Source organism: Mesorhizobium sp. B2-5-13 (assembly GCF_006440535.1).
Lineage (GTDB): Bacteria > Pseudomonadota > Alphaproteobacteria > Rhizobiales > Rhizobiaceae > Mesorhizobium > Mesorhizobium salmacidum.
In genome coordinates this window covers 62,793-88,081 of the sequence record NZ_VFUI01000003.1, presented here as the reverse complement: position 1 = coordinate 88,081, position 25,289 = coordinate 62,793, and the positions used below count along the sequence as shown (strand labels likewise).

Annotated in this window: 23 protein-coding genes; 5 read left to right on the top strand and 18 right to left on the bottom strand. The window is 61.9% G+C overall.

Going from position 1 to position 25,289, the window contains the following annotated elements; all coding sequences use genetic code 11:
* Positions 1–24: 24 nt before the first annotated feature.
* The 6 genes from FJ434_RS06580 to FJ434_RS06555 are packed head-to-tail and all read right to left on the bottom strand — an operon-like array spanning position 25 to position 5,328.
* The gene (locus tag FJ434_RS06580) at positions 25–957 is read right to left on the bottom strand and encodes a beta-xylosidase (RefSeq protein ID WP_140745522.1); all 933 of its coding nucleotides are present in this window, start codon (positions 955–957) and stop codon (positions 25–27) included.
* Positions 950–1,711, bottom strand: a complete 762-nt coding sequence (locus tag FJ434_RS06575) for a TIGR04290 family methyltransferase (RefSeq protein WP_027144330.1) — start codon at positions 1,709–1,711, stop codon at positions 950–952. The genes FJ434_RS06580 and FJ434_RS06575 overlap by 8 nt, the downstream gene beginning before the upstream one ends.
* Before the next feature lie 2 nt (positions 1,712–1,713).
* The gene (locus tag FJ434_RS06570) at positions 1,714–2,517 is read right to left on the bottom strand and encodes a sugar phosphate nucleotidyltransferase (RefSeq protein WP_140504033.1); all 804 of its coding nucleotides are present in this window, start codon (positions 2,515–2,517) and stop codon (positions 1,714–1,716) included.
* A complete protein-coding gene (locus tag FJ434_RS06565) occupies positions 2,517–3,617 on the bottom strand; it encodes a glycosyltransferase (protein ID WP_140745524.1) in 1,101 nt (366 codons plus the stop codon). Before FJ434_RS06565 ends, FJ434_RS06570 begins: the two co-directional genes overlap by 1 nt.
* Before the next feature lie 14 nt (positions 3,618–3,631).
* Positions 3,632–4,228: a histidine phosphatase family protein gene (locus tag FJ434_RS06560; protein WP_027144333.1), complete on the bottom strand. Its 597-nt coding sequence runs from the start codon at positions 4,226–4,228 to the stop codon at positions 3,632–3,634.
* Positions 4,225–5,328 (bottom strand): inositol-3-phosphate synthase, encoded by a 1,104-nt coding sequence (locus FJ434_RS06555; protein WP_140504030.1) that lies wholly within the window; start codon positions 5,326–5,328, stop codon positions 4,225–4,227. Before FJ434_RS06555 ends, FJ434_RS06560 begins: the two co-directional genes overlap by 4 nt.
* A gap of 156 nt (positions 5,329–5,484) precedes the next feature.
* On the opposite strand from FJ434_RS06555, the gene FJ434_RS06550 reads away from it, so the two are divergent.
* A complete protein-coding gene (locus FJ434_RS06550) occupies positions 5,485–7,227 on the top strand; it encodes a hypothetical protein (RefSeq protein WP_140745527.1) in 1,743 nt (580 codons plus the stop codon).
* A gap of 9 nt (positions 7,228–7,236) precedes the next feature.
* On the opposite strand, the gene FJ434_RS06545 is transcribed toward FJ434_RS06550, so the two are convergent.
* The 9 genes from FJ434_RS06545 to FJ434_RS06505 all read right to left on the bottom strand — a co-directional run bounded on the left by FJ434_RS06545 (position 7,237) and on the right by FJ434_RS06505 (position 16,468).
* A complete protein-coding gene (locus tag FJ434_RS06545; RefSeq protein WP_084636728.1) occupies positions 7,237–7,422 on the bottom strand; it encodes a hypothetical protein in 186 nt (61 codons plus the stop codon).
* Between the two features lie 95 nt (positions 7,423–7,517).
* Positions 7,518–8,564 (bottom strand): UDP-glucuronic acid decarboxylase family protein, encoded by a 1,047-nt coding sequence (locus FJ434_RS06540; protein ID WP_140745529.1) that lies wholly within the window; start codon positions 8,562–8,564, stop codon positions 7,518–7,520.
* Positions 8,565–8,587: 23 nt separating this feature from the next.
* Positions 8,588–9,691 carry a glycosyltransferase gene (locus FJ434_RS06535; protein WP_140504025.1) on the bottom strand — a complete coding sequence of 368 codons (1,104 nt, stop codon included), beginning with the start codon at positions 9,689–9,691 and terminating at the stop codon, positions 8,588–8,590.
* Positions 9,688–10,782: a glycosyltransferase gene (locus tag FJ434_RS06530; protein WP_140745533.1), complete on the bottom strand. Its 1,095-nt coding sequence runs from the start codon at positions 10,780–10,782 to the stop codon at positions 9,688–9,690. Before FJ434_RS06530 ends, FJ434_RS06535 begins: the two co-directional genes overlap by 4 nt.
* Positions 10,779–11,909 carry a glycosyltransferase gene (locus FJ434_RS06525; RefSeq protein WP_140745536.1) on the bottom strand — a complete coding sequence of 377 codons (1,131 nt, stop codon included), beginning with the start codon at positions 11,907–11,909 and terminating at the stop codon, positions 10,779–10,781. The genes FJ434_RS06530 and FJ434_RS06525 overlap by 4 nt, the downstream gene beginning before the upstream one ends.
* A gap of 2 nt (positions 11,910–11,911) precedes the next feature.
* Positions 11,912–13,012: a glycosyltransferase family 4 protein gene (locus FJ434_RS06520; protein WP_140745539.1), complete on the bottom strand. Its 1,101-nt coding sequence runs from the start codon at positions 13,010–13,012 to the stop codon at positions 11,912–11,914.
* Positions 12,997–14,289 (bottom strand): TIGR04295 family B12-binding domain-containing radical SAM protein, encoded by a 1,293-nt coding sequence (locus FJ434_RS06515; protein WP_140504018.1) that lies wholly within the window; start codon positions 14,287–14,289, stop codon positions 12,997–12,999. Before FJ434_RS06515 ends, FJ434_RS06520 begins: the two co-directional genes overlap by 16 nt.
* Positions 14,286–15,365 carry a GDP-mannose 4,6-dehydratase gene (locus FJ434_RS06510; protein WP_140745541.1) on the bottom strand — a complete coding sequence of 360 codons (1,080 nt, stop codon included), beginning with the start codon at positions 15,363–15,365 and terminating at the stop codon, positions 14,286–14,288. The genes FJ434_RS06515 and FJ434_RS06510 overlap by 4 nt, the downstream gene beginning before the upstream one ends.
* Positions 15,362–16,468, bottom strand: coding sequence for an SDR family NAD(P)-dependent oxidoreductase (locus tag FJ434_RS06505; RefSeq protein ID WP_140745543.1), 1,107 nt, complete (start codon positions 16,466–16,468; stop codon positions 15,362–15,364). The genes FJ434_RS06510 and FJ434_RS06505 overlap by 4 nt, the downstream gene beginning before the upstream one ends.
* 215 nt (positions 16,469–16,683) lie before the next feature.
* Here FJ434_RS06505 and FJ434_RS06500 point away from each other — a divergent pair, with 215 nt between their 5' ends.
* Complete coding sequence (locus FJ434_RS06500) at positions 16,684–16,956, top strand: hypothetical protein (RefSeq protein ID WP_027144343.1); 273 nt, start codon at positions 16,684–16,686, stop codon at positions 16,954–16,956.
* Positions 16,957–17,152: 196 nt separating this feature from the next.
* On the opposite strand, the gene FJ434_RS06495 is transcribed toward FJ434_RS06500, so the two are convergent.
* Together FJ434_RS06495 and FJ434_RS29675 are read right to left on the bottom strand one after the other, a co-directional pair.
* Complete coding sequence (locus tag FJ434_RS06495) at positions 17,153–17,749, bottom strand: response regulator (RefSeq protein ID WP_181165820.1); 597 nt, start codon at positions 17,747–17,749, stop codon at positions 17,153–17,155.
* A gap of 4 nt (positions 17,750–17,753) precedes the next feature.
* Complete coding sequence (locus FJ434_RS29675; RefSeq protein ID WP_181165821.1) at positions 17,754–17,969, bottom strand: hypothetical protein; 216 nt, start codon at positions 17,967–17,969, stop codon at positions 17,754–17,756.
* Positions 17,970–18,071: 102 nt separating this feature from the next.
* On the opposite strand from FJ434_RS29675, the gene FJ434_RS06490 reads away from it, so the two are divergent.
* From FJ434_RS06490 to FJ434_RS06475, 3 genes are all read left to right on the top strand, one after another.
* Entirely contained in the window at positions 18,072–21,182 is a 3,111-nt protein-coding gene (locus tag FJ434_RS06490) for a CheR family methyltransferase (protein ID WP_140745545.1), read from the top strand.
* Complete coding sequence (locus tag FJ434_RS06485; protein WP_140712600.1) at positions 21,179–21,556, top strand: response regulator; 378 nt, start codon at positions 21,179–21,181, stop codon at positions 21,554–21,556. The genes FJ434_RS06490 and FJ434_RS06485 overlap by 4 nt, the downstream gene beginning before the upstream one ends.
* A gap of 767 nt (positions 21,557–22,323) precedes the next feature.
* Entirely contained in the window at positions 22,324–22,590 is a 267-nt protein-coding gene (locus FJ434_RS06475) for a hypothetical protein (RefSeq protein WP_140712598.1), read from the top strand.
* 302 nt (positions 22,591–22,892) lie between these two features.
* Here the strand turns inward: FJ434_RS06475 and FJ434_RS06465 are convergent, their stop codons facing one another.
* On the bottom strand, positions 22,893–25,193 hold the full coding sequence (locus FJ434_RS06465) for an FdhF/YdeP family oxidoreductase (protein ID WP_140745547.1): 2,301 nt from the start codon (positions 25,191–25,193) through the stop codon (positions 22,893–22,895).
* Positions 25,194–25,289: the final 96 nt, after the last annotated feature.

Below are 25,289 nucleotides of genomic sequence, written 5' to 3'. Positions count from 1 at the left end.
TCGCGGACCGGTCGCATGAGAGCCTCACGCAGCCGAGGCCCGCTGCGTCGGGCGCGAGGCGGATGTCATGACGGGCGCGTAGCGGCGGACCATCGTTGCGCAGAACTCGGCGAATTCCTCGGGCACCAGCGGGGGACTGGTGTGGTGAGGCATCATTCCGCGATGCTCAGGCGTGAAGCAGAAGGTGACCGTGACGTCGAAATCGGCAAGTGCCTCCATCTGTCGATCGAACCAGTCCAACGCATTCGGCCTGAAGCTGTCGGCCCAGGAAAGCCCCGTGCGCATGTTGGTGACGCCGAGCCGCTTCATCCAGGCGACGGCGTCGTCCAGTCGCGGGTCCTCGAAGTGAAACCACTGCACCAGCCCCATTGCGGGTGTGTAGCGCAGGAATTCCTCCAGCGCCGGCTTCGGCGTGCCGTCCTGGCGCAGCAGGCCCATGTGGAAATGACGATAGTAGGAGGATCCCTCCGCTTCGCGGTGCCGCGTCGTTGCTTCCCATTCACGCGGAAGGTCGTAGAGGCTGTACCACTGGATGCGCGGTGCGTTGCCGAGCAGCAATTCGGCGGTGCGCTTCAGTCCCCAAACCTGTATTTCCTCGGCCCCGAAGGTCGATACGCCGACCTCGCTGACCCAGATGGGAAGATCGGTGACGGTCGCGATCTCGCCGATCTTCTGCGGCCATTCCTGGATTTGCCACAGGTTCCAGTCGAGAGGAAAGCCGTGTACCGCGACGGCATCGACATGGTCCAGCACGCCGTATTCCTTCATGCGCGTGATAAAGCCGGGGTCTATCGGCGAGATGCCGCCAAGCACTTTTGTCAGAGCCGGGTTCTCGGACGCGATCGCGTCCGCCGACAGGACCGCCATCCTGGCAAAGCGGCTCCAATCGGGGTCGAGCTCTGGGTCCCAATGCGATTTGTTGTTGGGCTCGTTCCAGATCATCGCGGCTTCAATCATGGAGCTTTCCTTTCGACGGGTAAATCGCGCCGCCGCCGGCCGGCGCGCCGGCAGCGCGGCAGAAATAGACCTCCTGCTCGGGATGTAGAACGATCTCGAAACCGGCGCTGCGCAGCATCGCTTCGGTGCAGGCCCGGTTCGGTATCCACCAGTTGGTCGGATCGTCGGCATAGCGGTGTTCGATGAAATGCAGCTTGGGAAATTCCGGCCGGTCGAACAAATCATGCGTCCAGAAATGATAGTTCTCTTCCAGCTCGGGCAGCTCCTTACTGCCTCGTTGCATCGACTGGAAGATCATCAGATCGCCGGCGACGTGCTCACGGATCAGGTCGAGGGCGAGCAAGGGGTGGCGCAGATGGTAAAGCACTCCCATGAACAGCACGACGTCGAATGTCTCGCGCAGGGCACCGACGTCGTAGACCGACAGTTTCTGGAATTCGATCTCGCAGTCCGCGATCTCGGCGGCAAAGCGGGCCTGCGCCAGATAGGCCTCGTCGAAATCGATGCCGAGGACATGGGCGGCGCCTCGCCGTTTCATCTCGATCGAGTAGAAGCCGGCGTTGCAGCCAATATCCAGCACGGTCTTGCCAGCCAGATCGGCGGGTATGGCGTCGGCGAATTTGCGCCATTTGATCAGTGGGTAATTGCCGAGAAAGTGGTCGGGCGCGGTTTCGACGCCGGCCAGTTCCATGTTGTGGAACCACGGGCCGAGCGCGTCGATGCGCCGGCGGATTTCGGCATGGGAATGCAACATGTTCAGGCTCCTTCGCCCGGAACGACGGGTACATGCGAATGCGTGCCGGGCATGATCGTTGCGGACTGTTGATGAGCTGACGGGACGCCGTTTTCAAGCAACCGCAGGGCTGTGCGATAGCCGTTGAAAGTGCCGACATCGACATAAGCGGAGCCGGCTTTGATCCCGTAGGCTACACCCCCGGCCGCAAGGTAGGCGTTGATCAATGTACCGATATATTCGTCACGACCATCCCGCTCGCGCCAGAGTGCCGCAAGCCGATGCAGGATCTGGCCGGGCATCTTGAACGCGCCCCAAACCCAGTTCGTGGAGGCATCCTGTCGCTTGACCTGGATTTCGATCACGCGCTCGTCGTCCCCGGTACAGACGGCATCGAAGAATTCCGGGCTGTCAACGGGGAAGAGCAGAAATGAAAGCTGATCGTCGGGCAAATGACAGAATCCGTCCTCGGGAAACCAGATCGTATCTGGAAGGCCGACCAGGACGACCTCGTCGGGCGCCACGAGGGGCGCTGCCCGGAAAATCGCATCGCAGAGACCGATAGGGTTGGGCTGCACCACAAAGAGCGCCGCCGCGTCGCCGTAGCCGGCTGCATAGTATTCGAGAATGTCGGATTTGCCCGATCCGATGATGAAGCAGATCTTGTCGACGCCGGCCTGGACCATGCGCCGCACCAGATACTCGCTTACGGCGCAGGGACGTTCGGTCTGGCCGTCGATCCGGCTGCCAACCGGCAGCAGCTCCTTCGAGAAACCGAGCGGTTGAATGCGGCTGCCGCGTCCGGCAGCGGGCACAATGCCCAACATCAGACTGCTTCCTCGATCGGTTCGCCGACCGGATTTTGCAAGGCGTCGGCCAGCATTCTATCCAGTTCCGCCGCACGCCTGGCAGACGTGTGCTCGCTCAGGACCCGCTCGCGGGCACGCCTTCGGATGCCATCGAGTTGGTGCTCCGGCAATTGCAGCGCGGCGACCACGTCATCCGTGTCATGCGCCAACAGGACTTCGCGGCCGGGTTCGAAGAAGTCCGCGAGGCCTGGCCATGCGTCGGTGATGATGGCAGCCCCACACGCGGCCGCTTCGAAGAGCCGTCCCGACGGGCACCAGCCCTTTTGTGCCATGGCTTCCCGGGTGACGTTCAGCGTCAGCCGCGACGATGAGAAAAACGCCGGATGGTCGGCGGGCGGCAGATGCCTGACGAAGAAGATGTTGTCGCTCCACGGGAATTCCTGCGGATACTGTGCGCCGCCAATGATGAAGCGCTGATCGGGCAGGCGCATGGCCGGGCGGACCAGCAGCTCTTCGACGCCGGCCTGGCGATCTGCCGCGTAGGTCCCGAGATAGGACAGATCGCCGGCGAATTCGGCCCGCTTCTCGGCCGGCCGATGCCGGTCCGGATCGACATGCCCGTAGAGCGGCATCACCTGGCGCGCACCCAGAACCGTCTTGAGCGCCTCGAGCGCCGAGCCGCCGGTGTAGCTCAGGACGAGGTGGTAATCGGCAAGGCCCTCTGGTCCGAAATAGGGCGGACGCTCACCGTGCTCGACGCGGGCAAGCGTGACCGGAGTATCGAGATCGTAGAAGACACGCAGCCCGCGACTTGCCTGCTGGGCCAGGCGCGAAGCCTCAACGGCGTCGGGGCAGTAGGAGGTGACGACAACGACATCCGCTTGCTTCATCGCCCGCTCCGCAACGCGGCGGATGTCCTCCCAGTCCGGATAGATGACGACGTTGCCGCCGTCGAGCTGATCCAGATCGCGGGCCCCGGCATAATAGGGAGTGTCGCGTTCGAAAAAGGTGATGGACCAGCCCAACCGGGCGAGAGCGCGGATCAGCCCGCGCCACAGCGTGGCGTGGCCGTTTCCCCATGAAGACGTGACGGTGAGACCGAAAATGACCATCCGCATCCGGAATTTCCTCGTCAGGCCGCTTCATTCATTCGCAGGAGCTTGGAGCCCCAGTCGCCCGACACGATGGTCGTGATCGAGGCGGGATCGATGTCGAAGCGGAAGCAGTCGCCGACCGGCAAGCCAAGCACATTGCAGACGGCGGCCTTGATCACGTCGGCGTGGCTGACCAGGGCGACGCACTGGTTCTGATGCAATTCGCGGACGCCGTTCATCAGCGAGACCATGCGCTGCTGGACATCCAGCATGGTCTCGCCGCTCGGGGTCCTGGCCTCCTGGCGCTGGTCGTTCCAGGCGCGCCAACCGGCATCGCCGTTCAATTCGTCGAAAGTCTTTCCCGACCAGTCGCCGAAGTCGATCTCGTCGAGTTCGGCGCAGATCGCGATTTCGCCGACGCCGCAAGCGAAAGCGATTGGCAGCGCCGTCTCCTGCGTGCGCTCGCGCGGGCTGCACAGGATGGCTGCAATCGTCTCTTGGGCCATGCGGCGGCCAAGCTGCTCGGCCTGAGCCTTGCCGGCCTCGCCGAGGCAAACGCCGGCCATGCGCCCGGCAAGATAGGAGCCGACATTGTCGTGCGCCGCGTGGCGGATCAGGAAGAACGTGGTGGTCATTCCGCGGCATCCAGCAAAGGCTCATCCTTGCCGGCGATGAAAGCGAGCGTGCGCTGCCGAGCTTCGGCGTCGGTGAACTGTTCGGGAGGCGACTTCATGAAATAGCTGCAAGGACCCGTCAGCGCCCCGGCGATGCCGCGGTCGAGCGCCAGCTTGGCGCAGCGCACCGCATCGATCACCACGCCGGCTGAATTGGGCGAATCCCACACCTCCAGCTTGAGCTCGGCATTCAGCGGCACGCCGCCGAAGGTGGTGCCTTCGACACGAATGTAGGCCCATTTGCGGTCGGTGAGCCAAGGCACATGGTCGCTCGGTCCGACATGGATGTTGCCCGGCTCCAGGGGAACATCGAGCTGGCTGGTCACCGATTGTGTCTTGGAGATCTTCTTCGATTCCAGCCGCTCACGTTCCAGCATGTTGAGAAAATCGGTGTTGCCGCCGAAATTCAGCTGATAGGTGCGATCGATGCGCACGCCGCGCTCGCGAAAGAGGTTGGCCAGCAGCCGGTGCACGATGGTCGCGCCGACCTGGCTCTTGATGTCGTCGCCGACCAGCGGCAGCCCGCGTTGCTCGAAGCGCCGGCGCCATTCCGGACGCGACGCGATGAAAACCGGAATGCAATTGACGAAGGCGCAGCCGGCCTCGAGCGCGCATTCAGCATAGAAGCGTGTCGCCTCTTCCGAACCCACCGGCAAGTAGGAGACCAGCACGTCGGCTCCGCTGTCGCGCAGGATATCGCTGACATTGGCAACCGGTTCGGGCGCCTCTTCGATCTCGTCGCGCAGATATTTGCCGATGCCGTCGAGCGTCGGTCCGCGCTCGACGCGAACACCGGTCGCCGGCGCGTCGGCAAAGCGGAACGTGTTGTTCGGGGCAGCGTAGATCGCATCCGCGACATCGCGGCCAACCTTGCTTTTGGCGACATCGAATGCGCAGACAATTTCGATGTCGTCGACATGATAGCCACCGAGATCGGCATGCATCAGCCCCGGGATCGGTTCGTTGCTTTTTGCATGACGATAATAGGAGAGGCCCTGCACCAGGGAGGATGCGCAATTGCCGACTCCAACGATGCCAACACGAACCTTTTTCGATCCCACGAAACTGCCGCCCTATGCTGTTCAAAGGTAAGTTCCTTGCGCCGAACCACCACCGTGCCGGAATGTTCCTTGGTCGCTCGAATAATTGCGCGGGACGGCATGGATCGAAGCTGCACCCGCCGCGTTGCCCGCATGGCAAGCACTGGAAATCGATCGATGATCGTCTACGGCGACCACAAGCGGACCGAGAACGCACGACAACTTCAGGAGGCAGCGATCGAACTGGCCCAAAGCCTCGATCGGATGTCTCGCGGCATCCGGCGCCATGCCGCATTGGTCGGGCTATTCATCAGCGCGTCACAGCTGGTTCAGGGGCTCGCCGATGTCGACTTCAAGGTCCTGGGCGTCGACACCAATTCGCCTTCGCAACGGCAAGGCGCCGAGTTGCTGGTCGGGCTTGCGGCAGAGGTGGCGAAGTCGTGGCGAAGCGGTTTCGCCTTAGGCGGTGGCATCGATCCGCGACTTCTCCAATTGCTGGCGGCGCTCGATTGCAAGGCAGAGGTTTTGACCGGTTCGGCCGAGGGTTACGCGCATTATGCGCTTTATCCCGAGAGCTATCTGGGCGCGGCGCAGGAATCAGGTCTCGACGCGAACACATGTGTGATCGGCATCCGCAGTATCGGCTTGGGGCTTGCGGCCATGGTGGCCGCCGCCATCGGTGCGCCGCCGCCGATCAGTCTGCGTCCGATCGGCCATCCTTTCGATCGGCGGGTCAATGCCGATCCGCGGTTGGTCGCTGCCTGGAGGAACGAGCCGTCGGCTCGGTTCGCTGTCGTCGACGAAGGTCCCGGCCTGTCGGGAAGTTCTATCCACGCCGTCGTCACGTGGCTGCGGGACCTGGGTATCGATAGGAGCCGCATTCACCTGTTCCCCAGCCATTCGGGCGATCCGGGCGCAGAAGCGTCGCAGGACGTCCGGGAGACATGGATGCGCTGCCGCAAACATGTGGCGATGACGTTTGAACGCACCTTTCCCGAAAGCTCGCAGATTCCAACGCTGCGCGATTGGGTAGCCGAGGCGGTCGGCAGTCCGGAATTGCGTTTGACCGAAATATCCGGCGGCGCGTGGCGAACCCTTCACTATGCCGACGAAAAGCGCTGGCCACCGAGCACTCGCGGCACCGAACGGCGAAAGTTCCTGGCGTCCGCGGGTCCAGATTGCTGGCTCGTCAAGTTTGTTGGCCTCGGCGAAACCGGGCAGCGCAAGATGCGGGCCGCGACGATGTTGCATCAGGCCGGATTCGGATCGCAAGTCGTCGGACTCTGCCACGGCTTCCTGGTTGAACGGTGGGCCGACGGCACCACGATGGATCAACTGCCGCTGCCCAGACAAAGACTTGTCGCGGAGTTCACGCGCTATCTGGCCTGGCGAGCGATCAATCTGCGAGCCCGCGAACCGGGTGCTTCATTGCCCGCCCTCGCGGAGATGGCCGTTCACAACGCTTCCGAGGCTTCGGGCAAAAACCAGGCGGCGAAACTATGGAACTGGTTCTCGAAACAGACTCTCCCGCAGGTACTGGAACGCGTCGAAATCGACGGCAGGCTTCACCCCTGGGAGTTCCTGATCGGTGCAGACGGCACGCTGGTCAAGACGGATGCCGTCGACCATTGCCGGGGACACGATCTGATCGGCTGCCAGCCGATAGAATGGGACATTGCCGGCGCTTGCGTCGAACATGGTTTGTCCGAAGGCGAGGCGGCGTCGTTGATCGGCGGCATGGGTGACCGCATTGATGTCGGGCTCGTCGAGTATTTCCAACCTTGCTACCTGGCGTTTCAGCTGGGGCTGTGGAGCATGGCCGCTCAATCCGAGGACGGACGGGAACGAGCAAGGCTGGCAGGGACAGCCAACCGATATGAGGCAGGACTGACACGGTTCCTGGACAAGGCCAGGGCGTGACAGTTCCCCTCAATCCAGGCTTCGCAGCATGTCGGCTTCCTGCTCGAGAATACTGGCCACTTCTTCCCGCTGCAGGTGGGTCATCATCAGGCTGACGCAGCACTCCAGATAGGTGATCGAGGCTCGCCGCAAATAGGCGGCCGTCTCCTGTTCCGCCATCTTGTCGATATCCGGTGCGGATCGCTTGGGTCGCATGAGGATGTCCTCCATACCTGGTCCTCTCGCCAAACCACAAGCTTGAGCGGATGTTCCGCCGGAATCGACCGCGAAGGGGTGGCTGCGATCCAGCATCAGACAGGGAGGTTCTGCAGCCCACCTGATGTGGACCTCGCCCTCGTGGTGCGACCTGCTATTTGGTTGCCGATCGGAACGCCTTCGAGGCTCGCGAAATAGCCGATAGTCCGGGCGAGCCCCTCATTGAGAGGCACTCTTGGCATCCAGCCGAGCAGCGCTTTCGCGCGCGAGATGTCGGGCTGCCTGCGTCGAGGATCGTCCTGCGGCAGCGGCAGAAACGTCATCTCCGACTTGGTGCCGGTCATCGCCTTCACCAATGCCGCCAGCCGCATGATGGTGAACTCTCCGGGATTGCCCAGATTGATCGGCTTGCCCGGATTGGGATCGAAGTCCATCAGACGCATCAACCCGTCGATCAGATCGGAGACGTAGCAGAAAGATCGTGTCTGCAAGCCGTCGCCGAAGATCGTCAGCGGCCGCTTCTCGAGCGCCTGCATGATCAGGTTCGAGACGATGCGGCCGTCCGCCGGATCCATTCTCGGCCCGTAGGTGTTGAAGATACGTGCGACACGAACGTCGGCCTTGGCGACTCTCAGATAGTCGAAGCAAAGTGTTTCGGCGGTGCGCTTGCCCTCGTCGTAGCAGGCGCGTGGGCCGATGCAGTTCACATGGCCGACGTAATCTTCCCTCTGCGGATGTTGCTCCGGATCGCCATACACTTCACTCGTGGAGGCCTGCAGCAATCGGGCATCGTTGCGGGCGGCGAGTTCGAGCAGATTCAACGTTCCGATGACACAGGTTCGCGTGGTGTGGATCGGATCGGCCTGGTAACGCGGCGGCGAGGCGGCGCATGCCAGGTTGAAGATGCGATCCACCGGCTCACCAAGCTCCAATGGACGGCAGATATCCTGCTCGATCAACCGGAACCCCGGCTTGTCCATGATCGCGTTGATGTTCTCCATGCGACCGGTGAGAAAGTTATCGGCGCAGATCACGCGCCAGCCATCGCGTAACAATGCTTCGGAAAGATGCGAACCGAGGAAGCCCGCGCCACCGGCGACAAGCACCGTCTTTGCCCTTTGCGCCTTTTTTGTTCGTCGCATCGCGATTTTCTCCTGTCTGCCAGTCATGCTGCACTTCCGATGTCAAGGTCGAGGACCTCCGCCTCCTTTTGCGTAAGCGCCGTGATGAATTCGCGAGCCCTGGCCACACCGGTGTGGGACGCAAGGACGAGTTCGCGTGCCCGGTCGGCCATGGCGAGACGTGTACGAGCCGATTCCCGGGAAAGAATGACGACGACATCGTCCGGCTTCTTGGCCGTGTGGATCGTCGATGCGGGAAAGAAACTGTCGAGGCCTGGCCAGCGGTCGCTGATGATCGGCGTGCCGCAAGCGGCTGCTTCGAAAAGGCGCACGCTGGGCGACCATCCCGCTGCAATCATTGAACGGCGGGTGACGTTCAGCGTGTAGCGTTGGCGGCTGTAGAACGCGGCGTGCCCGGCCGGCGGCAGATGTTCGATGCGCTCGACATTGTCGGGCCAATCGATGTCGGAGGGATATTGCGAGCCGGCGACGACGAAACGGCGGTCCGGCATGCGCCGTGCAGGTTCGAGCAGGAGCGCGTTGAGCGTGGCTTGCCGGTCCCCGCTATAGGTGCCGAGATAGCCGAGATCCCAGCGGACCGGGTCGGCGGTGCGGTGATGCCGTTCCGGATCGACCGAACAGTAGAGCGGCTCGGCGCGGCGTGCGCCGAAGGTCTGCGCCAGATCGTTAAGCACCGGGCCGCCGGCGAAAGAGAAATAGATGTCGAAGTAGGGGATCTGGCGCCAGCTCAGATAGTCGCAATCATCCGCCGACAGCTTTGCCAGGGTCACCGGCGTGTCGATGTCGTAAAAGCAGAGTTGTCCTTTGCAAAGTGAAGCGACGATGTCGATAACCGCCCGCCCTTCCGGCACGAAGGAGCCGATGACCACGATATCGGCCTGTTCCAGGCACCGTGCATGGTCGCGCTGAAGTTCCGGTACGGTTTCGTAGTAGCGCAAGGCGCAGAAGTCCGGATCGCGCAAATCGCGGTGATTGGCGTACCACGGCACATCGCGCTCCAGGAAAGTCACGCGATGGCCGAGTTCGTGAAGACCTTTCAGCAGACCTCGAAAAGTGGTGGCGTGGCCGTTTCCCCAGGACGAGGATAGCGACAGGCCGAGAAAGACGATGTTCAACTGCTTGGTCATTCGGCCGCCTCCACGGTCCCCTGCGTCAAATGGCGTTTGAAGACTGCATCGGTCACGGCCGCGCGCAGTGCGTAGGTATGGTCGGCGAGAACACGGCGAAGCGCGGCTTGGCCGATTGCCTTTGCCCGACGGGGGGTAAGCGCCTGCATGATTTCGGCGACATCGTCGCCGTCGCGCGCCACAAGGATCTCCTCGCCGGGTTTCAGGAACAGCTCGACGCCCAACCAGGCATCGGTGATCAGGCAGGCGCCGGCGCCGGCCGCCTCGAAGACACGCGTGGCCGGTGAAAAACCGTTCGCGGCCATGCTGTCGCGGCTGATGTTCAAGACGGCCTTTGGCGTGACATTGAAGGCGTTGTGATCGCGGGTGCCGACATGGCCGAGCCAGCCGACATTGGCGGGGAGCGGCTTGTCGCCCCAGCCCGATCCGCCAAGCAGAAAACGTTGTTCCGGCAGTTGGCTCGCAGGATCGAGGAAGAACGATCCGACACGGGCTTCACGATCCGGCAGCCTGTTTCCGAGGAACGCCAGATCGCAGGCAAAACGCGCATTGCCGGCGACCGGGTGGTGCGTTTCGGGATCAAGCGCATTGTAGATGGGCACGCATTCGTTCGCGCCCATGGCACGATAGGCCCAGACGACGGGGTCGCCGCCGCCATAGGTCAACACAAGGTCTATTTCTTGCAGCGCACGATGGAGCGGGTGGTCCGGCTCGTCGCGCAACCGGGCGAGCGTGGCCGGCGCGTCGACGTCCCAGAATACGGTGAGCGCATCGCTGCGGGCGTGATCGAGCACGGCGCGCAGCAGCGCCTCATCCTCGAAGCCGACACCACTCGCCTTGACGACGATATCGGCCTCGGCGGCCCGCGCCGCCGCCTGCATCAGCGCATGCCGGGTCGCCTCATAGACGACGACGGAGCACCAGTCCGGCGCCTCGATGTCGCGGTTTTTCTGCCGGTCATAGACGTCAGGCTCATAGAAGGTGATTTCATAGCCCAGTTGCGAAAGCGACTTCAGCAATCCACGGTAATAGGTCGCGGCACCGTTCCAGTAGGACGACAAAAGGCTCGATCCATAGAATGCGATCTTCATTCGGCGGCTTCCTTTGCGGCGGTCGGGTCGACGGTGTGCAGGTTGGTGCATTGCCAGAGCACGTCGAACAACTCGTCGACGCGGTGACGACAGGTGTGGCGCGAGCGGATGGTCTCAAGGCCCGAGGCCACCAGGGAGGCCGCGAAATCGGCATCGGCCAGCACCGCCTGTAGGTGTTGCCGCATCTGCGAGCCATTCTCGGCAAACAGGAAGTCGACGCCGGGCCTGAAAAGCCGCTCGACATCCGACCATGGTGCTGAAATCAGCGGGATGCCGCAGGCGAGTGCCTCGAACATGCGGATCGTCGGAATTCCAGGCAATTTTTCACGATAGGGGCGCCGCGGGATGTGCACCGTGACACGATGCGTGGCAAAGGCCTTCGGCACGTCGGCATTGGCGATCCACCCTTCGTAGCGCAGACCGGCGACGGCCAGATCGGCAAGTGCCGGCTTGGGATAGCGGACACCGTGAACAGTGGCCTCAAGGCCGAGATCGCGCACCGGTTCGATCAGGAACTCCCTGAGTTCGGCGGTCCGCTCGTCGTCGCCCCAGTTTCCGATCCAGACCAGATTGGACTTAGCGTGGATTTCCGGGTGCGGCTTGAACAGGCGATCGTCCGCCGCTTCATGCCAGGTGAAGACACGCTTGCCCCAGCCGGCGCGCAGATAGCTCTCGCGCAACGCTTCGCCAAAGGCGAGAACGCCATCATAATGCTCCAGATGGAGCGCCGAGATAGCCTCGGTGGCCGACACGGCCCGGTGATGGGTGTCGTGAAACAGAAGGATGAAGTTGCCGCCATCGGTCCGGGCACGGCCGATTCGAGCGACAAGCTCCGGGTCGGTCCATTCGTGGACGATCACCACGTCGGCCTCGGCGATCCAGGCTTCGTGGTCGAACCCGGCATCATAGGTCACGGGCATCAATTCGGGGAAATCCTTGCGGAAGCGTTCGATCGCGAAGGATCCCTTCTCGGCCAGCAGGTTTGACCGGCTCCAGCCGTCCGCGGGCTCCAGAGCGATGGCTTGATGCCGGCGGGCCACCAGTTCGCGCATGACGCCGCGAAGGAAATGGGCATTGCCGTGGTTCCAGTCGGAGACGAGCGAGTGGGTGTAGAACAAGAAGCGCATGATCAGCGCTCCGCCACGGCTAGCGCCGCCTTTTCGTAGACATCGCGCATGGCCGCGGCCTGCCTCCCCAGCGTGTACCTGCGGCTTCGGCGAAGGGCGGCCTGGCCGAGCTCTCGCCTATGCCCGGCATCGCTGGAAAGACGATTGACGCAGGCAGCGAGATCGTGCGGGACGCGCGCGTCGAAGAACATCGCGGCCCCGTCCCATATCTCGCGATAGGTCGAGATGTCCGAGAGCACCAGGGGTGTTGCCGACATAGCCGCTTCCAGCGCCGCCAGACCGAACGGTTCGTAGAGCGACGGCGATACAAAAATGCCGGCGCGGGCCATCAAGGAGCGCACCTCGTCATACGGCAGCGCCCCGAGAGAAACGGCGTGGTTGACGGTGGCACGCTCGCCGTTCGGGCCGTGAATCGAACCGGCTGTAAAGATGGGCCATTGCGTCAACGAGGCGGCCTGGTCGACCACCATCACGTTCTTTCCCTCGTCCCACCAACGGGCGGCGGCGAAGACCAGCGGCTGGCGGGTTTCGACGTTCGGGACCGGACGGGCGCCATTTCCGACGATGTGCAGGCGTGCGAGCGGGCCATAGCAGGTCTCGAGCAGCTCGGCATGGCTGCGGCTCGGCGCGATGACGGCGTCGGCCCTGTCGAAGCCGCGCTTGTTGCGCTCTTTCTGCCAGGTCCATGCGCTGTCCAACGCCTGCCCCCTGACGGAGTGGAACCATGTCGTTACGCATGAATGCGAGACCGCTATGACAGGGCAGGGCGCATCCAATTCCACTGCCTGCGTCGGCGCGTTGAGATGGACGACGTCGATGGCGTGGTCACGCATCAGCGCATGCAATTCCCCTGGCAAACCGTCGAGATCGCCGGCGTCGTGGGTCATCCAATCCAGCGGCGTGTTCAGCCAGATCAGCGTCGCGAAGGACCGCGCCTCTTCGGCCTGTTGCCCGGATGGTTGCGGTCCTAGCCCGGCGAACACGATGCTGTCGCCGCCGTTGACCAGTTCCCGGCCGAGATCAAGCGCATAGCGCCACACCCCGCCCATGGCGTCGACGGTCATCAGGATGCGGCGCTTGCGCGGCCTTAGTGTCCGCAACATGCCGCCTCCAGCTCCGCCAGCGGACGCGGGCGCTTTTCCTGGATGTCGCTGAACTTCTGGAACGAGGCGAGGTAATGGTCATGGGCGCGCTCCCAGGCGAGATCGTCGGGTTCGCCCCAAAGCTCGCGATAGCTGGGCGAACTCGGATAAGGATAAAGCGGTACGGGTTCATTGGCCCACACGCCCTTGTCGATCAGATGGGCTCGCCAGTAATCGACAAGGGCAGGATCGTCCTCGACAACGCCGATCAGATTGGCCTGGACGAAGGGAACGTGGCGTCTGGCCTTGACCAGCAGCGCTGCCAGTTCCTCGGTGCCCAGCCGGCAGCGCTTCGCGAGCATCGCCCGCCCTTCCACCGTCAGGCTTTCGAGGCCGGCTTCGATGGAGACGCAGCCTGCCGCGCCCAGCAATTCCAGCAGCTCGGGTTTCCATAGATCGATGCGGGTCTGTACGCCGAATTTCACATCGCGCTCGACCAACGCCTCCAGCAACGCTTTTTGCGGCAGAAAAATTTCGTCGATGAAGTAGATATAGCCGACGCCTTGGGCAATCAGCCGATCGATTTCGGTCACCACCGTTTCGTGGTTCCGGCGGCGATAGGCATCGCGGAAATCGATCTTGGCGCAGAAGCTGCAATTGTAGGGGCAGCCGCGTGACGCCTCGACCTCGGCGCCGAACCCATGCTGTTGGTCATCGAACCTATGATGGTGATGCGAATGGGCGGCGATCCAGTCGGATGGCCATTCAAGCGGGGGATGATCGACAAAGGAACTGACATGAACGCCGCCGTTCGAAACCAGACTGGCGTCCCGCAGATAAGCGGTCGAGTGCACCGCGCTCCAATCGTCGCGCAGGGCAAGTTCCGCGACGATTTCCTCGCATTCGCCGCGCACGACAATGTCGACGCCAAGCTTGCGCAGCGTCGGCGCCGGCGTCGCCGAGCCATGCGGCCCGACCGCGACGGTGCGTCCGCCACGCCCGGCCAGACGATTGAGGAAATCGGCCGGCACGCGCAGCTCCGGCGGTGCGCAGCGCCAGAACAGATAAGTCGGCGCGGTGCTGACGACCGTCATCGCCGGCGCGAACTCAGTCACGCGTTCGCAGAGCCCGGAATTGTCGAGCTTCTGTAACTGCCCGTCCAGCAGCAGCACCTCATGGCCCGCCGCTTCGAGCATGGCTTTCGAATAGCCGAGTTCCAGCGGCAAATGGGGTTGGCGGCAGCCGAAATAGATGCTGTCGTCATACGTCCAGAAGGGATTGACCAGGGCTATTCTCATGCGACGTACCTCACGGCTTCAGGGCGAGGCTCGAGCCGGTGGCGCTGCAGCCAGTCGGCAAGATCGCGAATGCCCTCGCGCCACGCGACCTGCGCCTTCCAGCCAAGCGCGGCCTCGATCTTGCGGGTATCGGCGACGAAGAAGGGCTGGTCGCCGGTCCGTTCCCCATCGTGGCGGATCGAAAGCTCACGGCCGGTCAGGCCGCCGATCTCGCTCAACAGCATACGCAGACTGAGCGCATTTTCTGGTCCGCCGCCAAGATTGAATGCCTGGCCCGTGGCGGTCTCGATCTGGTCCAGCACGGCCCTGTAGGCGGCGACCGCATCCGAGACGTGCAGGATGTCGCGCACCTGCCTGCCGTCGCCGTAGATGGTGATTTGCCGTCCCGTCAGGGCGCTGAGCAGGAAGTGCGCCACCCAGCCCTGGTCCTCGGTTCCAAACTGGCGCGGTCCGTAGATGCAACTCATCCGCAGCACCGCCGTCGGCATGCCGTAGGATTTGGCATAGTCGAGCACATACTGGTCCGCCGCACCCTTGGAGCAGCCATAAGGTGTGCAGAAATCCAGGCCGCGGGCCTCATCGATGCCGCGGGCCTGGATGGCGCTGTCGCAAGGTGTGTAGCGGTCGCCGTCCTTGCGAACCGCGACATCGGGAAGGCTGCCATAGACCTTATTGGTGCTGGCGAAAACCACCGGGATGCGCTCGCCGCTCAGTCGCGCCGCTTCCAGCACGTTGAACGTTCCCCGAAGGTTGATGTCGAAATCCTCGTCCGGCCGGACCAGGCTCGTGGTGACGGCCGTTTGCGCGGCCAGATGGAAGATCGCCTTGGACCTCATCAGAACCGGCGCCAGGGCATTGGCGTCCCGCACATCGATGGTCTCGACGGTAAGGCGGTCGCCATGTTTCTGGGCCAGCCATTCAAGGTTCTGTTCGACGCCGGGACGGCTGAAATTGTCGACCACCAGCACCGGTTCGCCATCCGACAACAGGCTGTCGGCCAGGTTCGATCCTATGAAGCCGCTGCCGCCGACGATGGCGACCGGCGCTTCGCGACGGTTGCGTGCGCCCGGGCTCATGACACCAACCCACGCTCTTCGAGCTCGCGCTTCATTTCGGCGCCGCGGTCGATGGCCGCCGTGTTGCGCACCCAGGAAACGAAATCGCCGAGAGAGTTCTCCAATCGGCGGCCCGGTTCGAAGCCGAGCAGCTCACGTGCCTTGGAAATATCGGCGAAGCAGTTGCGTATATCGCCGGAGCGCGCCTTGCCGAGCAGCTCAGGCGAGCGGTTCGGGGTTCCCATGGCCTCTGCCAGCAATCGCGCGACTTCGCTGATCGCATAGGCCCGGCCGCTGCCGATGTTGATGACGTGGCCCTTTGCCTGACGTTGCTGCAGCGCAAGGCGAAAGGCGCGGGCGACGTCCTGCACATGAACGAAATCGCGCTTCTGTTCGCCATCCTCGAAGATCATCGGCCGTTGGCCATTGGCGAGACGTGAAGCGAAGTTGGCCAGCACGCCGGTATAGGGATTTGATAGTGCCTGGCCGGCACCGAAAACATTGAACAGGCGCAGCGCGACCGCATCGATGCCGTACGCGTCGCCGAAGATCAGCACGGCGCGCTCCTGGGCGTATTTTGTCAGCGCGTAGATCGAGGCGAGATCGACCGGTTTTTCTTCGTCTGTCGGCACCGGCGAAAGGGGTTCCCCTTCCGGCGACAGCGGATTCCACTGTCCGCTTTTGATGTCGCTCGGCTTGCGCCGGGCATTGTCGATGCGCCGGCCGTCGGGCGTGGCATAAAGACCCTCGCCATAGACGCTCATCGAGGAGGCGACGACGATCCGCTCGACCGGGTGTTTGATCAACGCCTCGAGCAGCGTCGCCGTGCCGAGGTCGTTAGTGCTGACATAGCGCGCGATCTCGTACATCGATTGTCCGACGCCCACTTCCGACGCCAGGTGAATGACAGCGTCGACGCCTTCCAGCGCCTCAGTAACGGCCTCGCGGTCGCGGACGTCGCCCTTGATCAGTTCGGCTCCGGCGGGAAGCGCGATCGCTTCGCCCGCATGCACCTGCTCGAGCAAGGCGTCGAGAATGCGAACCGAATAATCCTGAGCGATGAGTTCTTGTGTGACGTGGCGGCCTATGAAGCCGCAGCCTCCTGTAACCAATATGCGTTTCACGACGACTCCTCGGACAAGTGACCTCGGCGCCCCGAACTTTTCGGCAAAAGGTTTGTTCCCTGTGCTTCAACAAAGTTCCCTTTGAGACCTTCGTGCGAAGCAAGACATCGCCGTCAGCCCCGTGATGCTGGAACATTGCCGCCGGTGTGCTGTTAGGACGCTCGACAGCCGCTGTGACGCCGACAGCGCGAGGCCCGATGATCAAGGAGATTTCAATGTCGCAGTCCCAGACGACCACCAATCACGACGAAATTCGCAAATGGGCCGAGGAGCGTCAGGGCCGGCCGGCGGTGGTTCGCACCAAGGGCGAGGGCGGCATCCTGCGGATCGACTTCGGCGAGCCCGAGGAAGCATTCGAGCCCATCGATTGGGACGAGTTCTTCCGGATATTCGACGAGAACGATCTGGCGTTCCTGTATCAGGCCAAGACCAGCGACGGGAAAGCCAGCCGCTTCAACAAATTCGTCGAGCGCGATCGCAAGGGTTGAGAAGGCTGGCCTGGCAGCTGATCCTGGCCGATCCAGAAAATCTCGCAATTCGATGGAACAATCGACGGCTCCATTGCTTCGGGCGCTGAGCCAGAAAGGCGATCCGGCAAAATCAGGCCCCTGAACACAGTTGCGGATGACAGACGATCGCAACCCCCAACGGAAGCGACTTAGCCTCGGGCTCGGAGGACAAAATTCAATGCATCAGGTTCGCGCCGTGGTCCTTCACCACCTCTCGCATGATGTCGTTGAGCCAGTTTTCGGTCGACTGGCCAAGCCGCCTGTGGTCGATGGTTCGGATCGCTTGCTCGAGTGTCCTCTCAACCAGCCGGTCGGATGCGTTGACGTCCCCCAGCAAAAGACGCGCCGCGAGCCGCAGTTTGGGCAAAAGCGCGAAGACGTCGTCTGGCGGAGGGGGCACGGCGATGCCAGCTCGTTCCGACGCCTGCGCCGGAAAAAGGGCATTGAACACTGCCCTGCTGCCCGAGGATTTTCGCAAATTGCTGGCGTAGCGAAGATGTTCGGGAATGGCGATGTCGTTATCGCCGCTGAAGAACACGAAAGGGATGCCCCGACGCATCAACTTGTCCGCGATGGGAAACACGCGTCGGCCGTTGAGATTGACGTCCAGGATTGCAGCTTCGGCCTGATCGGTGTGTTCGGAAGCCTGCTCGACGGTGGCTGCGGGTCCGAGGATGATGGCGCCCATATTGCTGAAAAACCGTGCGAGATCTCCCGCCACCGCCCATTCGTCTTCGACAATCAGAATGTGCAATCCCCGCAGATCGCGCACGTCGTCATCCTTTCTTCGAACGGAGTTTAGGATGCAGAGAAGCCGTTTCCCATTTTCTGTGATCCAGCGCCGCCTGCAATCGTTTCGCAAGCACCAGCATGCGATCCGGGACGGACCCTGCATCGAGATATTTGATTGATTGAGGCGGCGCCATTGGTGCCAGGAGCTTCATGCCAGCTGAGCGTTTTGTCATTGAACCACCATGGGTGTTCAACGTCATCCGTGCTGTCTTGTTCCATTCTGCCTGCGCGCTATATGGTTATGTCCTATCCGTACCGACCTTGAGGGAGTTCATGTCGGGTCGGGGGAAGAGGGATATGCCGTGACAGCGCAATCAATCAAGTTCCCCATCGTCGGCGTCGGCGCGTCCGCGGGTGGCATTCCCGCGATGGAAGGGCTGTTCAAGGGCATCGCCGGTCAGCCAAGAATGGCGTTCGTGATCATCACGCACCTCAGTCCCAAGCGCAACAGCCTGCTGCATGAGGTTATCGACCGCTATACCGAGATGCCTGTCATGGTGGTCGAGGACGGCATGGCTGTCGAACCCGACCACGTCTATGTGATGCCGGAAAACGTCACTGTCGTCATCGAGAAGGGCGTGCTGCACCTTAGGCGGCCCAATGGGCTTACCCAAGAGCGTAAACCCGTCGATATCTTCTTCAGCGCACTGGCCGAGGACCAGGGCGAATACGCGGTCGGCGTCATTCTGTCGGGCGGCGATTCCGATGGAACCTTGGGCGTCAAGGCCATCAAGGAGCGGGGCGGGCTCACCGTGGCGCAAGCGGCTGACGGCTACGGTCCGCGCAATCCCGACATGCCGCAGAGCGCCATTGCCAGCGGGCTCATCGACGTCGCCGTGCCTGCCGAGGAGATTGGGGCGAAGCTGGAGGCTTACGCCCGCGGCTTCGACGCGCTGGACGGGCTGACGAACGAAGAGGACGTTCATACGGCCGACATAGATCAGGTCCGCGAACAGATATACGGGATCTTGCGCAGCCACTCCGGTCATGACTTTTCAGGTTATAAAACCAAGACCTTCCTGCGCCGGATCAAGCGGCGCATGCAGATCGCCCAGATTCAGTCCATCGGCGCCTATATCGACTGGCTGAAGAAGGACCCTCGCGAGGTGATGAACCTGTTTCGCGATCTGCTGATCAACGTTACCAACTTCTTCCGCGATCCCGACGCCTTCGAATTGCTCGAACAAAAGATCATCCCGCGGCTGTTCGACGGCAAGACGGCGAGCGATACCGTCAGGGTCTGGATTCCAGGCTGCGCCACAGGCGAAGAGGTGTTCTCCATCGGCATCCTGCTGCGTGAACACATGGAAACGCTTTCGGCCGTGCCTCGCGTCCAGATTTTCGCGACCGACATAGACGAGCCGGCGCTGGCGGTGGCGCGCGCGGCACGCTATCCCGAAGCGTTGATGCAAGGACTTTCCCCGGAACGCAAACAGCGGTTTTTCACCGGCGATGGCGAAACGTACGTCCTCAGCAACGAGATCCGGGAACTGTGCATCTTCTCGCCACATAGCGTCATTCGCGATCCGCCCTTCTCGCGCATGGATCTGGTTTCGTGCCGTAACCTGTTGATCTATTTCGGCCCAGCCATTCAAAGCCGCGTTCTTCCTGTCTTCCACTATTCGCTGAAGCCCGGTGGTTATCTTTTCCTCGGCACCTCTGAGAGCGTCGGGCAGCACGAAAATCTGTTTGCCACCGTCGACAAGAAACATCGCCTCTTCCAGGCACGGGAGCATGTTTCGCCGCACATCAGGCTGCCGGCCCTGATCGGAGATGTTCCTTCCGGCGTTTTTCCCGCCGAAACCGCTGGCTTGAAGAAGGGAACTGTCGGCTATCCGCTGCGCCAGGCTGTCGAGGCGCAGGTGCTGGAGCGGTTCGCGCCCCCGCATGTCCTCGTCAATGCCGAAGGCGACGTCGTCTACTATTCGGCGAGGACCGGCAGATTCCTCGAAGCGCCGCAAGGTATTCCCAGCCGGCAGTTGCTGACGATGGCGCGCCGCGGGCTTCGGCTGGATCTGCGCGCCGCATTGAGGGAGGCGACGACGACACGCCGCACGGTCGTGCGGGATAACCTCGCTGTCGAGGAAGACGACGAACGCGTACAACCGATCAGGCTGACGATCGAGCCGCTCGCCGAGAGGGGCAATGGTGAGCCGCTTTACCTTGTGCTCTTCGAGCCGTCGGGACCGACGCAGGCCCGATCCGATGAGGACGGCGGCAGTCGTGACAGCGACAGCACCGCCGATCTCGAGCGGGAGCTGCGCGACACAAGAGAGCGCCTTCAATCCACCATCGAGGAATACGAGACGGCGCTCGAAGAGGTGAAATCCTCGAACGAGGAACTCGTCTCCGTCAATGAAGAGGCGCAATCCACCAATGAGGAACTCGAAGCGTCCAAGGAGGAGATGCAGTCGCTCAACGAAGAGCTCAACACGATCAACGCGGAGTTGACCAGCAAGATAGAAGAGCTCGATCACGCCAACAGCGATCTGCGGAACCTGTTCGAAAGCACCGATATCGCGACCATTTTTCTCGACCGCAGTCTTGTGGTGCGAACCTTCACGCCGGCGGCCTCATCTTTCTTCAGCCTGCGCCCCTCCGACGTCGGCCGGCCGTTGACGGATCTGTCGAGCCAACTCGATTATCCCGAGTTGAAGCAGCACATCGACAAGGTGTTCGAGACAGGCGAGACCCTGAACCACCATCTTGCGCGCGATTCCAGGGGCCTGTTTCATATGGTCCGCATCAACCCCTATCGGGACAAGGGCAACAGGATACAGGGCGTCGTGGTGACACTGGTCGACGTTACCACCCTGGCGCGGGCGGAAGAGCATCAGCAGGTGCTCATCTCGGAGCTGAACCATCGCGTCAAGAATATGCTGGCGGTGATCGCCAGCATCGCCAACCGCATGCGGGACAGTTCCGATACGAAGGAAGAGTTCGCGGACGCGTTGATCGGTCGGCTGCACGCCATGTCCCGGGCCTACGGACTGCTGACCCGCGAGAAGTGGAAAGAGGCTTCGGTCAAGGAATTGCTCCACCAGGAACTCGAACCGTTCGGCATCGAACGGATCGAACTCGATGGCGACGACGTTAAACTCGGCCCGCAACAAGGGCTTTCCCTCAGCATGGCCATTCATGAACTGGCCACCAATGCGGCCAAGTATGGCGCCTTGTCCAAGCCCCGAGGCAGGATCGGCGTCAAATGGGCGATGGATGGCGACAATTTCACGCTTGGCTGGCGCGAAAAGGACGGCCCTCCCGTCAGGGAGCCGTTGAACAATGGCTTTGGCCTGAACCTGTTGAAGGGGGAAATCGGCTACAGGCTCGGCGGCGATGTCGAGACCTCCTTCCGCAAGGACGGTCTCGAGGTTCAGATCGCTTTTTCGGCAAACCATAAGGACGCGCCATGAGCGACAGACCGCACGTTCTGGTGGTCGAGGACGAGTGGCTGATCGCAGAGGACGTCGCGTCTGACTTGCTTGCAGCGGGCTATCCCGTGGTCGGCCCTGTTTCGTCCGTTGCCGCCGCGCTTCAATTTGTCGAGGCGGACAAGGTCGACCTGGCGTTGCTGGATATTCAGCTCAACGGTGAAACGAGCCTGCCGGTCGCGGAAGTCTTGCTGGCTCGCGGCACTCCGTTCGCGTTCGTAACGGGCTTCGGGGAGCGTGATGTTCCTGTCCCGTTTCGAAACTGCAAATTCGTTGCAAAACCAGCAAGCGAGGCGGCCATCCTCACTGCCGTGGCTGACCTTGCGTCGCTCCGCGCAGCCAAGAAACGGTCGTGATTTCAAGCCAGCCGGTCGCGATCAATCCAGCGGCTTGTCGGTAGGCCGGGGCGTGGTACTCGCCTGGCGTGGCCGGCCGGCATTTCGATTGGTGACCGGATTATCCAGCGGAACGCTCGACGGCCGGGATGCGCCGGCGGTCTTTGGCGTCACCGGCTTTGCGCCGGCATCCGTTGCTTTGGCATCCCGCCTTGGGTGCGGCAGGCCACCGGCATTCGGCGATCGGACGGCGGGTTTCGAGGTTGAACCTTCCTTGGTCATTGTGGCTCCTTCCTTGCAAGGGAAAACATCTCATGTAGGCAGGTCAATCGTCGGCGCGATCGAAAGTTCCGCGACCGCAACGACACCACGCTGCCGAGGGCGGCACGAGTAAGGACGGAGCGGTTCTTGTGCGTGTGGATGTCCCAGCCATGCGGCTGCAAACGTCTTGCAGAGATCGGATACGGCTTCGAGGTTGGCCCCATGCATGATCACGAAGGACGCGTCGATCGCGCCGTTCTGGACCTTGGCCAAAAGCGGATCTTCCGTTCAGGCGCGAACAACTCGAATAAGGCGAAGCGGAACAACTGACGTCGATGCAGGTTCGGTGTCGTGCGGCGTCGTCGCTCCCCTTGTTTGACGCTGCAAGATCGGGTTCCCCTCAGCCTGATCAGCCCGCGCGCTCCCTTGCCGGGAGGCGCGGGTTTTTCCGTCAGCCGAGCGATCGTGTTTTGAATTCGGGCGGAACAACCCACTCGTTCGGCAGTTCGGCGCGCAGGAGAACCGAAATGCACTATGCCGATGAAATCGCGCTCAGGCGCGTGAAGATGCTGGTCGAACAATATGTTCTCGCCAGAAGCAGGAGGTATGATTTTGTCTCGACCGAGCTGGCGTGCCGGGCCATCCGTCAGGTGGTTCGCAGCCCGATCGAAGATACCGAACTCGATCATTTGCTGGCCCGAAGTGCGGTCAAACAGGGACTTTCCGTGCGGTTCGATCGAATAGGTCACTTGTCGGCTGCTTTACCCGAACTCATTGGGGAAAAGTCAGTATGAGAGCCTTATGGTCACTGTGTGCGGCATCGGCGTTGCTCGCCTTGGCGGCGTGCAACAACAATGCCGACCCCGTCAAATCCAAGACGGATACGACGAACAGCCAGCCTGTCGACAAGAATCCGGCGACGGATACCAATCCGACACCACAGACCAGTACTGGCGGGGACCAGCAAGGCACGCAGCCAACGCAGCCGGCATCGCCCAAGCCGCCTGGCGGTTAAGAGCCATCCGGTCCAGGTGGGCCGCTGCTTGTCCGGGTTTGTGACGCCGCCGGGAAAATACGAAGCGACGCCAGTCTGGTTTCAGCCAATAATTCTGACTGGAACGGATTTAACGGCGGGAACGTGGGCTTTCTTGGCGCGGTGCCAGAGGGGCACCAGAGGGTTGAGTTCTGGATAATAGCCGGCGCAGTTGCCTTCAGGCACCGAATAGGATGTCACGCGCAAGCCCCGGACGCGCCGCTCGACACCGTCATCCGCATGGGTTTCGAGATCGATCTGCTGCCCCGCGGTCAATCCGAACCGTTGGATGTCGGCCTCGTTCATCAGCAAGACCATGCGTGTGCCATGGATGCCGCGCAGCCTGTCATCATAACCGTAGACAGTTGTGTTGAACTGGTCATTGGAACGCACCGTTATCAGCGTCAGGACCTTGTACCCGGATACATCGATGTCGGGATTCGTCTCGAGCGTCGTCGGCAGCTTGAAATTGGCCTTCTTGTTCGGCGTCTCCCAAACTCGCTTCGACGCCTTGATGTCGCGATGAAAGCCTCCCGGCGTCAGGAACCGTTTGTTGAACTGGCGAAAATGCTGAGGGATGCAGCGTTCGATCTCATCGCGAATGCGGGAATAGTCGGCAACCCACTCGTCCCAAGCAATCGAGCTCGTGCCCGGTACGGTAGCTTTGGCCAGCTCGGCAACGATCTTCGGCTCTGAAAGCAGATTTGGCGAAGCTGGCGGGCGCGATCCGAAGGAGCCATGGATGCAGGCGGTGGAATCCTCCACGGAAACCGTCTGATCGCCGCTTTCCTGGCGGTCTCTCTCCAGCCGCGACAGGCAAGGCAACAGATAAGTTACCGCCCCGGGGATGAGATGACTGCGGTTGAGCTTGGTCGCGATCTCGACATGCAGGCCAAGTCCCCGCCAGGCTTTCTCGACCAGCCCGGTTTCAGGCACGGCGCGCACGAAATTACCCCCCAGGCCGATAAAGCCCTTCACGGAGCCGGCAATGACGCCTTCGCAGGTCTCGACCGTATCGAGGCCTTTTTCGCGCGGGGGCTCGAAAGCATAGAATTCCGCGAATTTGTCGAGTGGAACGAGCTCAGGTTTTTCAGATATGCCGACGGTGCGCTGGCCCTGGACGTTGGAGTGACCACGCAGCGGCGAAATGCCGGCACCGGGCTTTCCGATGTTGCCACGCATCAGCAGCAGATTGCAAAGCATCTGAACGTTCTCGGTGCCATGCCTGTGCTGCGTCAGGCCCATCCCGTAATTGCCGATCACCGCATTGGAGCGGCCGTAGACTTCAGCCACATGCTCCAGATCCGCTCGCGCGATGCCCGACCGTGTGACGATGTCTTTCCACTCGGCAGCGCGTAAATAGGCTTCGAACTCAGCAAAACCATGCGTGTGTTCGGCAAGGAACTCGACATCGAGGACACGCGAATTTCCATTCTCCCGAGCCGCGTCATCGAGTGCCAGCACCGCCTTGGCAATCCCGGTCATTGCGGCAATGTCGCCGCCGCTGCGGACCTGGAAGAAGTCGCTGGACATCTTGGTGCCGGGGCCTGGCGACAACATCTCGACGGGATCCTGCGGATTCTTGAAGCGCTTAAGCCCTCGCTCCGGCAGGGGATTGAAGGTGAAGACCGGCACGTCACGTTGGCGAGCCTCCTGCAGCGGGTGCAACAGCCGCGGCGCCGTCACGCCGGTGTTGTGGCCGAAGAAGAACATCATGTCGCATTTGGAAAAGTCTTCGAGCTGCACGGTCCCAACCGGCGAGCCGATCGACTCGGGAAGTCCGACCGAGGTCGATTCGTGACACATGTTGGAAGAATCGGGCAGGTTCGACGAACCGTAGATGCGGGCGAAGAGCTGATACATGAATGAAGCTTCCAGCGAGGCGCGGCCGGATGTGTAGAAGACGACCGACTTCGGATCGAGCCGCCGAAGTTCCATGCCGATCTCGGCAAAGGCTTCATCCCAGGAAATCGGCTCATAGCGATCGGTGACAGCGTTGTAGCGCAGCGGATCCGTGAGCCTGCCTTGCTTTTCCAGGTCGCGATCCGGCCAATCGAGCAGGTCGGTGACCGAATGCCGTGCGAAGAAGTCCGGACCGCAACGCAGCTTCGTCTGATCCCACATGGTGGCCTTGGCGCCATTTTCGCAAAACTCGAAGGGCCGCGGCTCCGCTGGCTTGGCCCATGAGCAGGAAACGCACATGTAGCCGTCTGCCTTGTTCTGCTTGAGCAGCGTGCTCCATATTCCCGACATCAGCAGGCCTTCGCCATATGCCTTGCGGATCAAGGAGGACAGGGACCCCCATCCGCCCGTCGGGTGGTCGTATTTCTTGATTTCGACATGATCGGTAACGGCGGGTTCCATGACGGTCGTCCTTGCGAATGCCAATACCAAACCTCGCCCCTGCTTGATTGTTCCCGAGTCCGTGAAGCGAACGTCGCTGGTGCAATTCGGCCGCGC

Excerpts from the sequence above, each read along its gene's own strand:
- FJ434_RS06580 (WP_140745522.1), bottom strand. The coding sequence starts at position 957 with ATGATTGAAGCCGCGATGATCTGGAACGAGCCCAACAACAAATCGCAT.
- FJ434_RS06575 (WP_027144330.1), bottom strand. The coding sequence starts at position 1,711 with ATGTTGCATTCCCATGCCGAAATCCGCCGGCGCATCGACGCGCTCGGC.
- FJ434_RS06570 (WP_140504033.1), bottom strand. The coding sequence starts at position 2,517 with ATGTTGGGCATTGTGCCCGCTGCCGGACGCGGCAGCCGCATTCAACCG.
- FJ434_RS06565 (WP_140745524.1), bottom strand. The coding sequence starts at position 3,617 with ATGCGGATGGTCATTTTCGGTCTCACCGTCACGTCTTCATGGGGAAAC.
- FJ434_RS06560 (WP_027144333.1), bottom strand. The coding sequence starts at position 4,228 with ATGACCACCACGTTCTTCCTGATCCGCCACGCGGCGCACGACAATGTC.
- FJ434_RS06550 (WP_140745527.1), top strand. The coding sequence starts at position 5,485 with ATGATCGTCTACGGCGACCACAAGCGGACCGAGAACGCACGACAACTT.
- FJ434_RS06545 (WP_084636728.1), bottom strand. The coding sequence starts at position 7,422 with ATGCGACCCAAGCGATCCGCACCGGATATCGACAAGATGGCGGAACAG.
- FJ434_RS06540 (WP_140745529.1), bottom strand. The coding sequence starts at position 8,564 with ATGCGACGAACAAAAAAGGCGCAAAGGGCAAAGACGGTGCTTGTCGCC.
- FJ434_RS06535 (WP_140504025.1), bottom strand. The coding sequence starts at position 9,691 with ATGACCAAGCAGTTGAACATCGTCTTTCTCGGCCTGTCGCTATCCTCG.
- FJ434_RS06530 (WP_140745533.1), bottom strand. The coding sequence starts at position 10,782 with ATGAAGATCGCATTCTATGGATCGAGCCTTTTGTCGTCCTACTGGAAC.
- FJ434_RS06525 (WP_140745536.1), bottom strand. The coding sequence starts at position 11,909 with ATGCGCTTCTTGTTCTACACCCACTCGCTCGTCTCCGACTGGAACCAC.
- FJ434_RS06520 (WP_140745539.1), bottom strand. The coding sequence starts at position 13,012 with ATGTTGCGGACACTAAGGCCGCGCAAGCGCCGCATCCTGATGACCGTC.
- FJ434_RS06515 (WP_140504018.1), bottom strand. The coding sequence starts at position 14,289 with ATGAGAATAGCCCTGGTCAATCCCTTCTGGACGTATGACGACAGCATC.
- FJ434_RS06510 (WP_140745541.1), bottom strand. The coding sequence starts at position 15,365 with ATGAGCCCGGGCGCACGCAACCGTCGCGAAGCGCCGGTCGCCATCGTC.
- FJ434_RS06500 (WP_027144343.1), top strand. The coding sequence starts at position 16,684 with ATGTCGCAGTCCCAGACGACCACCAATCACGACGAAATTCGCAAATGG.
- FJ434_RS29675 (WP_181165821.1), bottom strand. The coding sequence starts at position 17,969 with ATGACGTTGAACACCCATGGTGGTTCAATGACAAAACGCTCAGCTGGC.
- FJ434_RS06485 (WP_140712600.1), top strand. The coding sequence starts at position 21,179 with ATGAGCGACAGACCGCACGTTCTGGTGGTCGAGGACGAGTGGCTGATC.
- FJ434_RS06475 (WP_140712598.1), top strand. The coding sequence starts at position 22,324 with ATGCACTATGCCGATGAAATCGCGCTCAGGCGCGTGAAGATGCTGGTC.
- FJ434_RS06465 (WP_140745547.1), bottom strand. The coding sequence starts at position 25,193 with ATGGAACCCGCCGTTACCGATCATGTCGAAATCAAGAAATACGACCAC.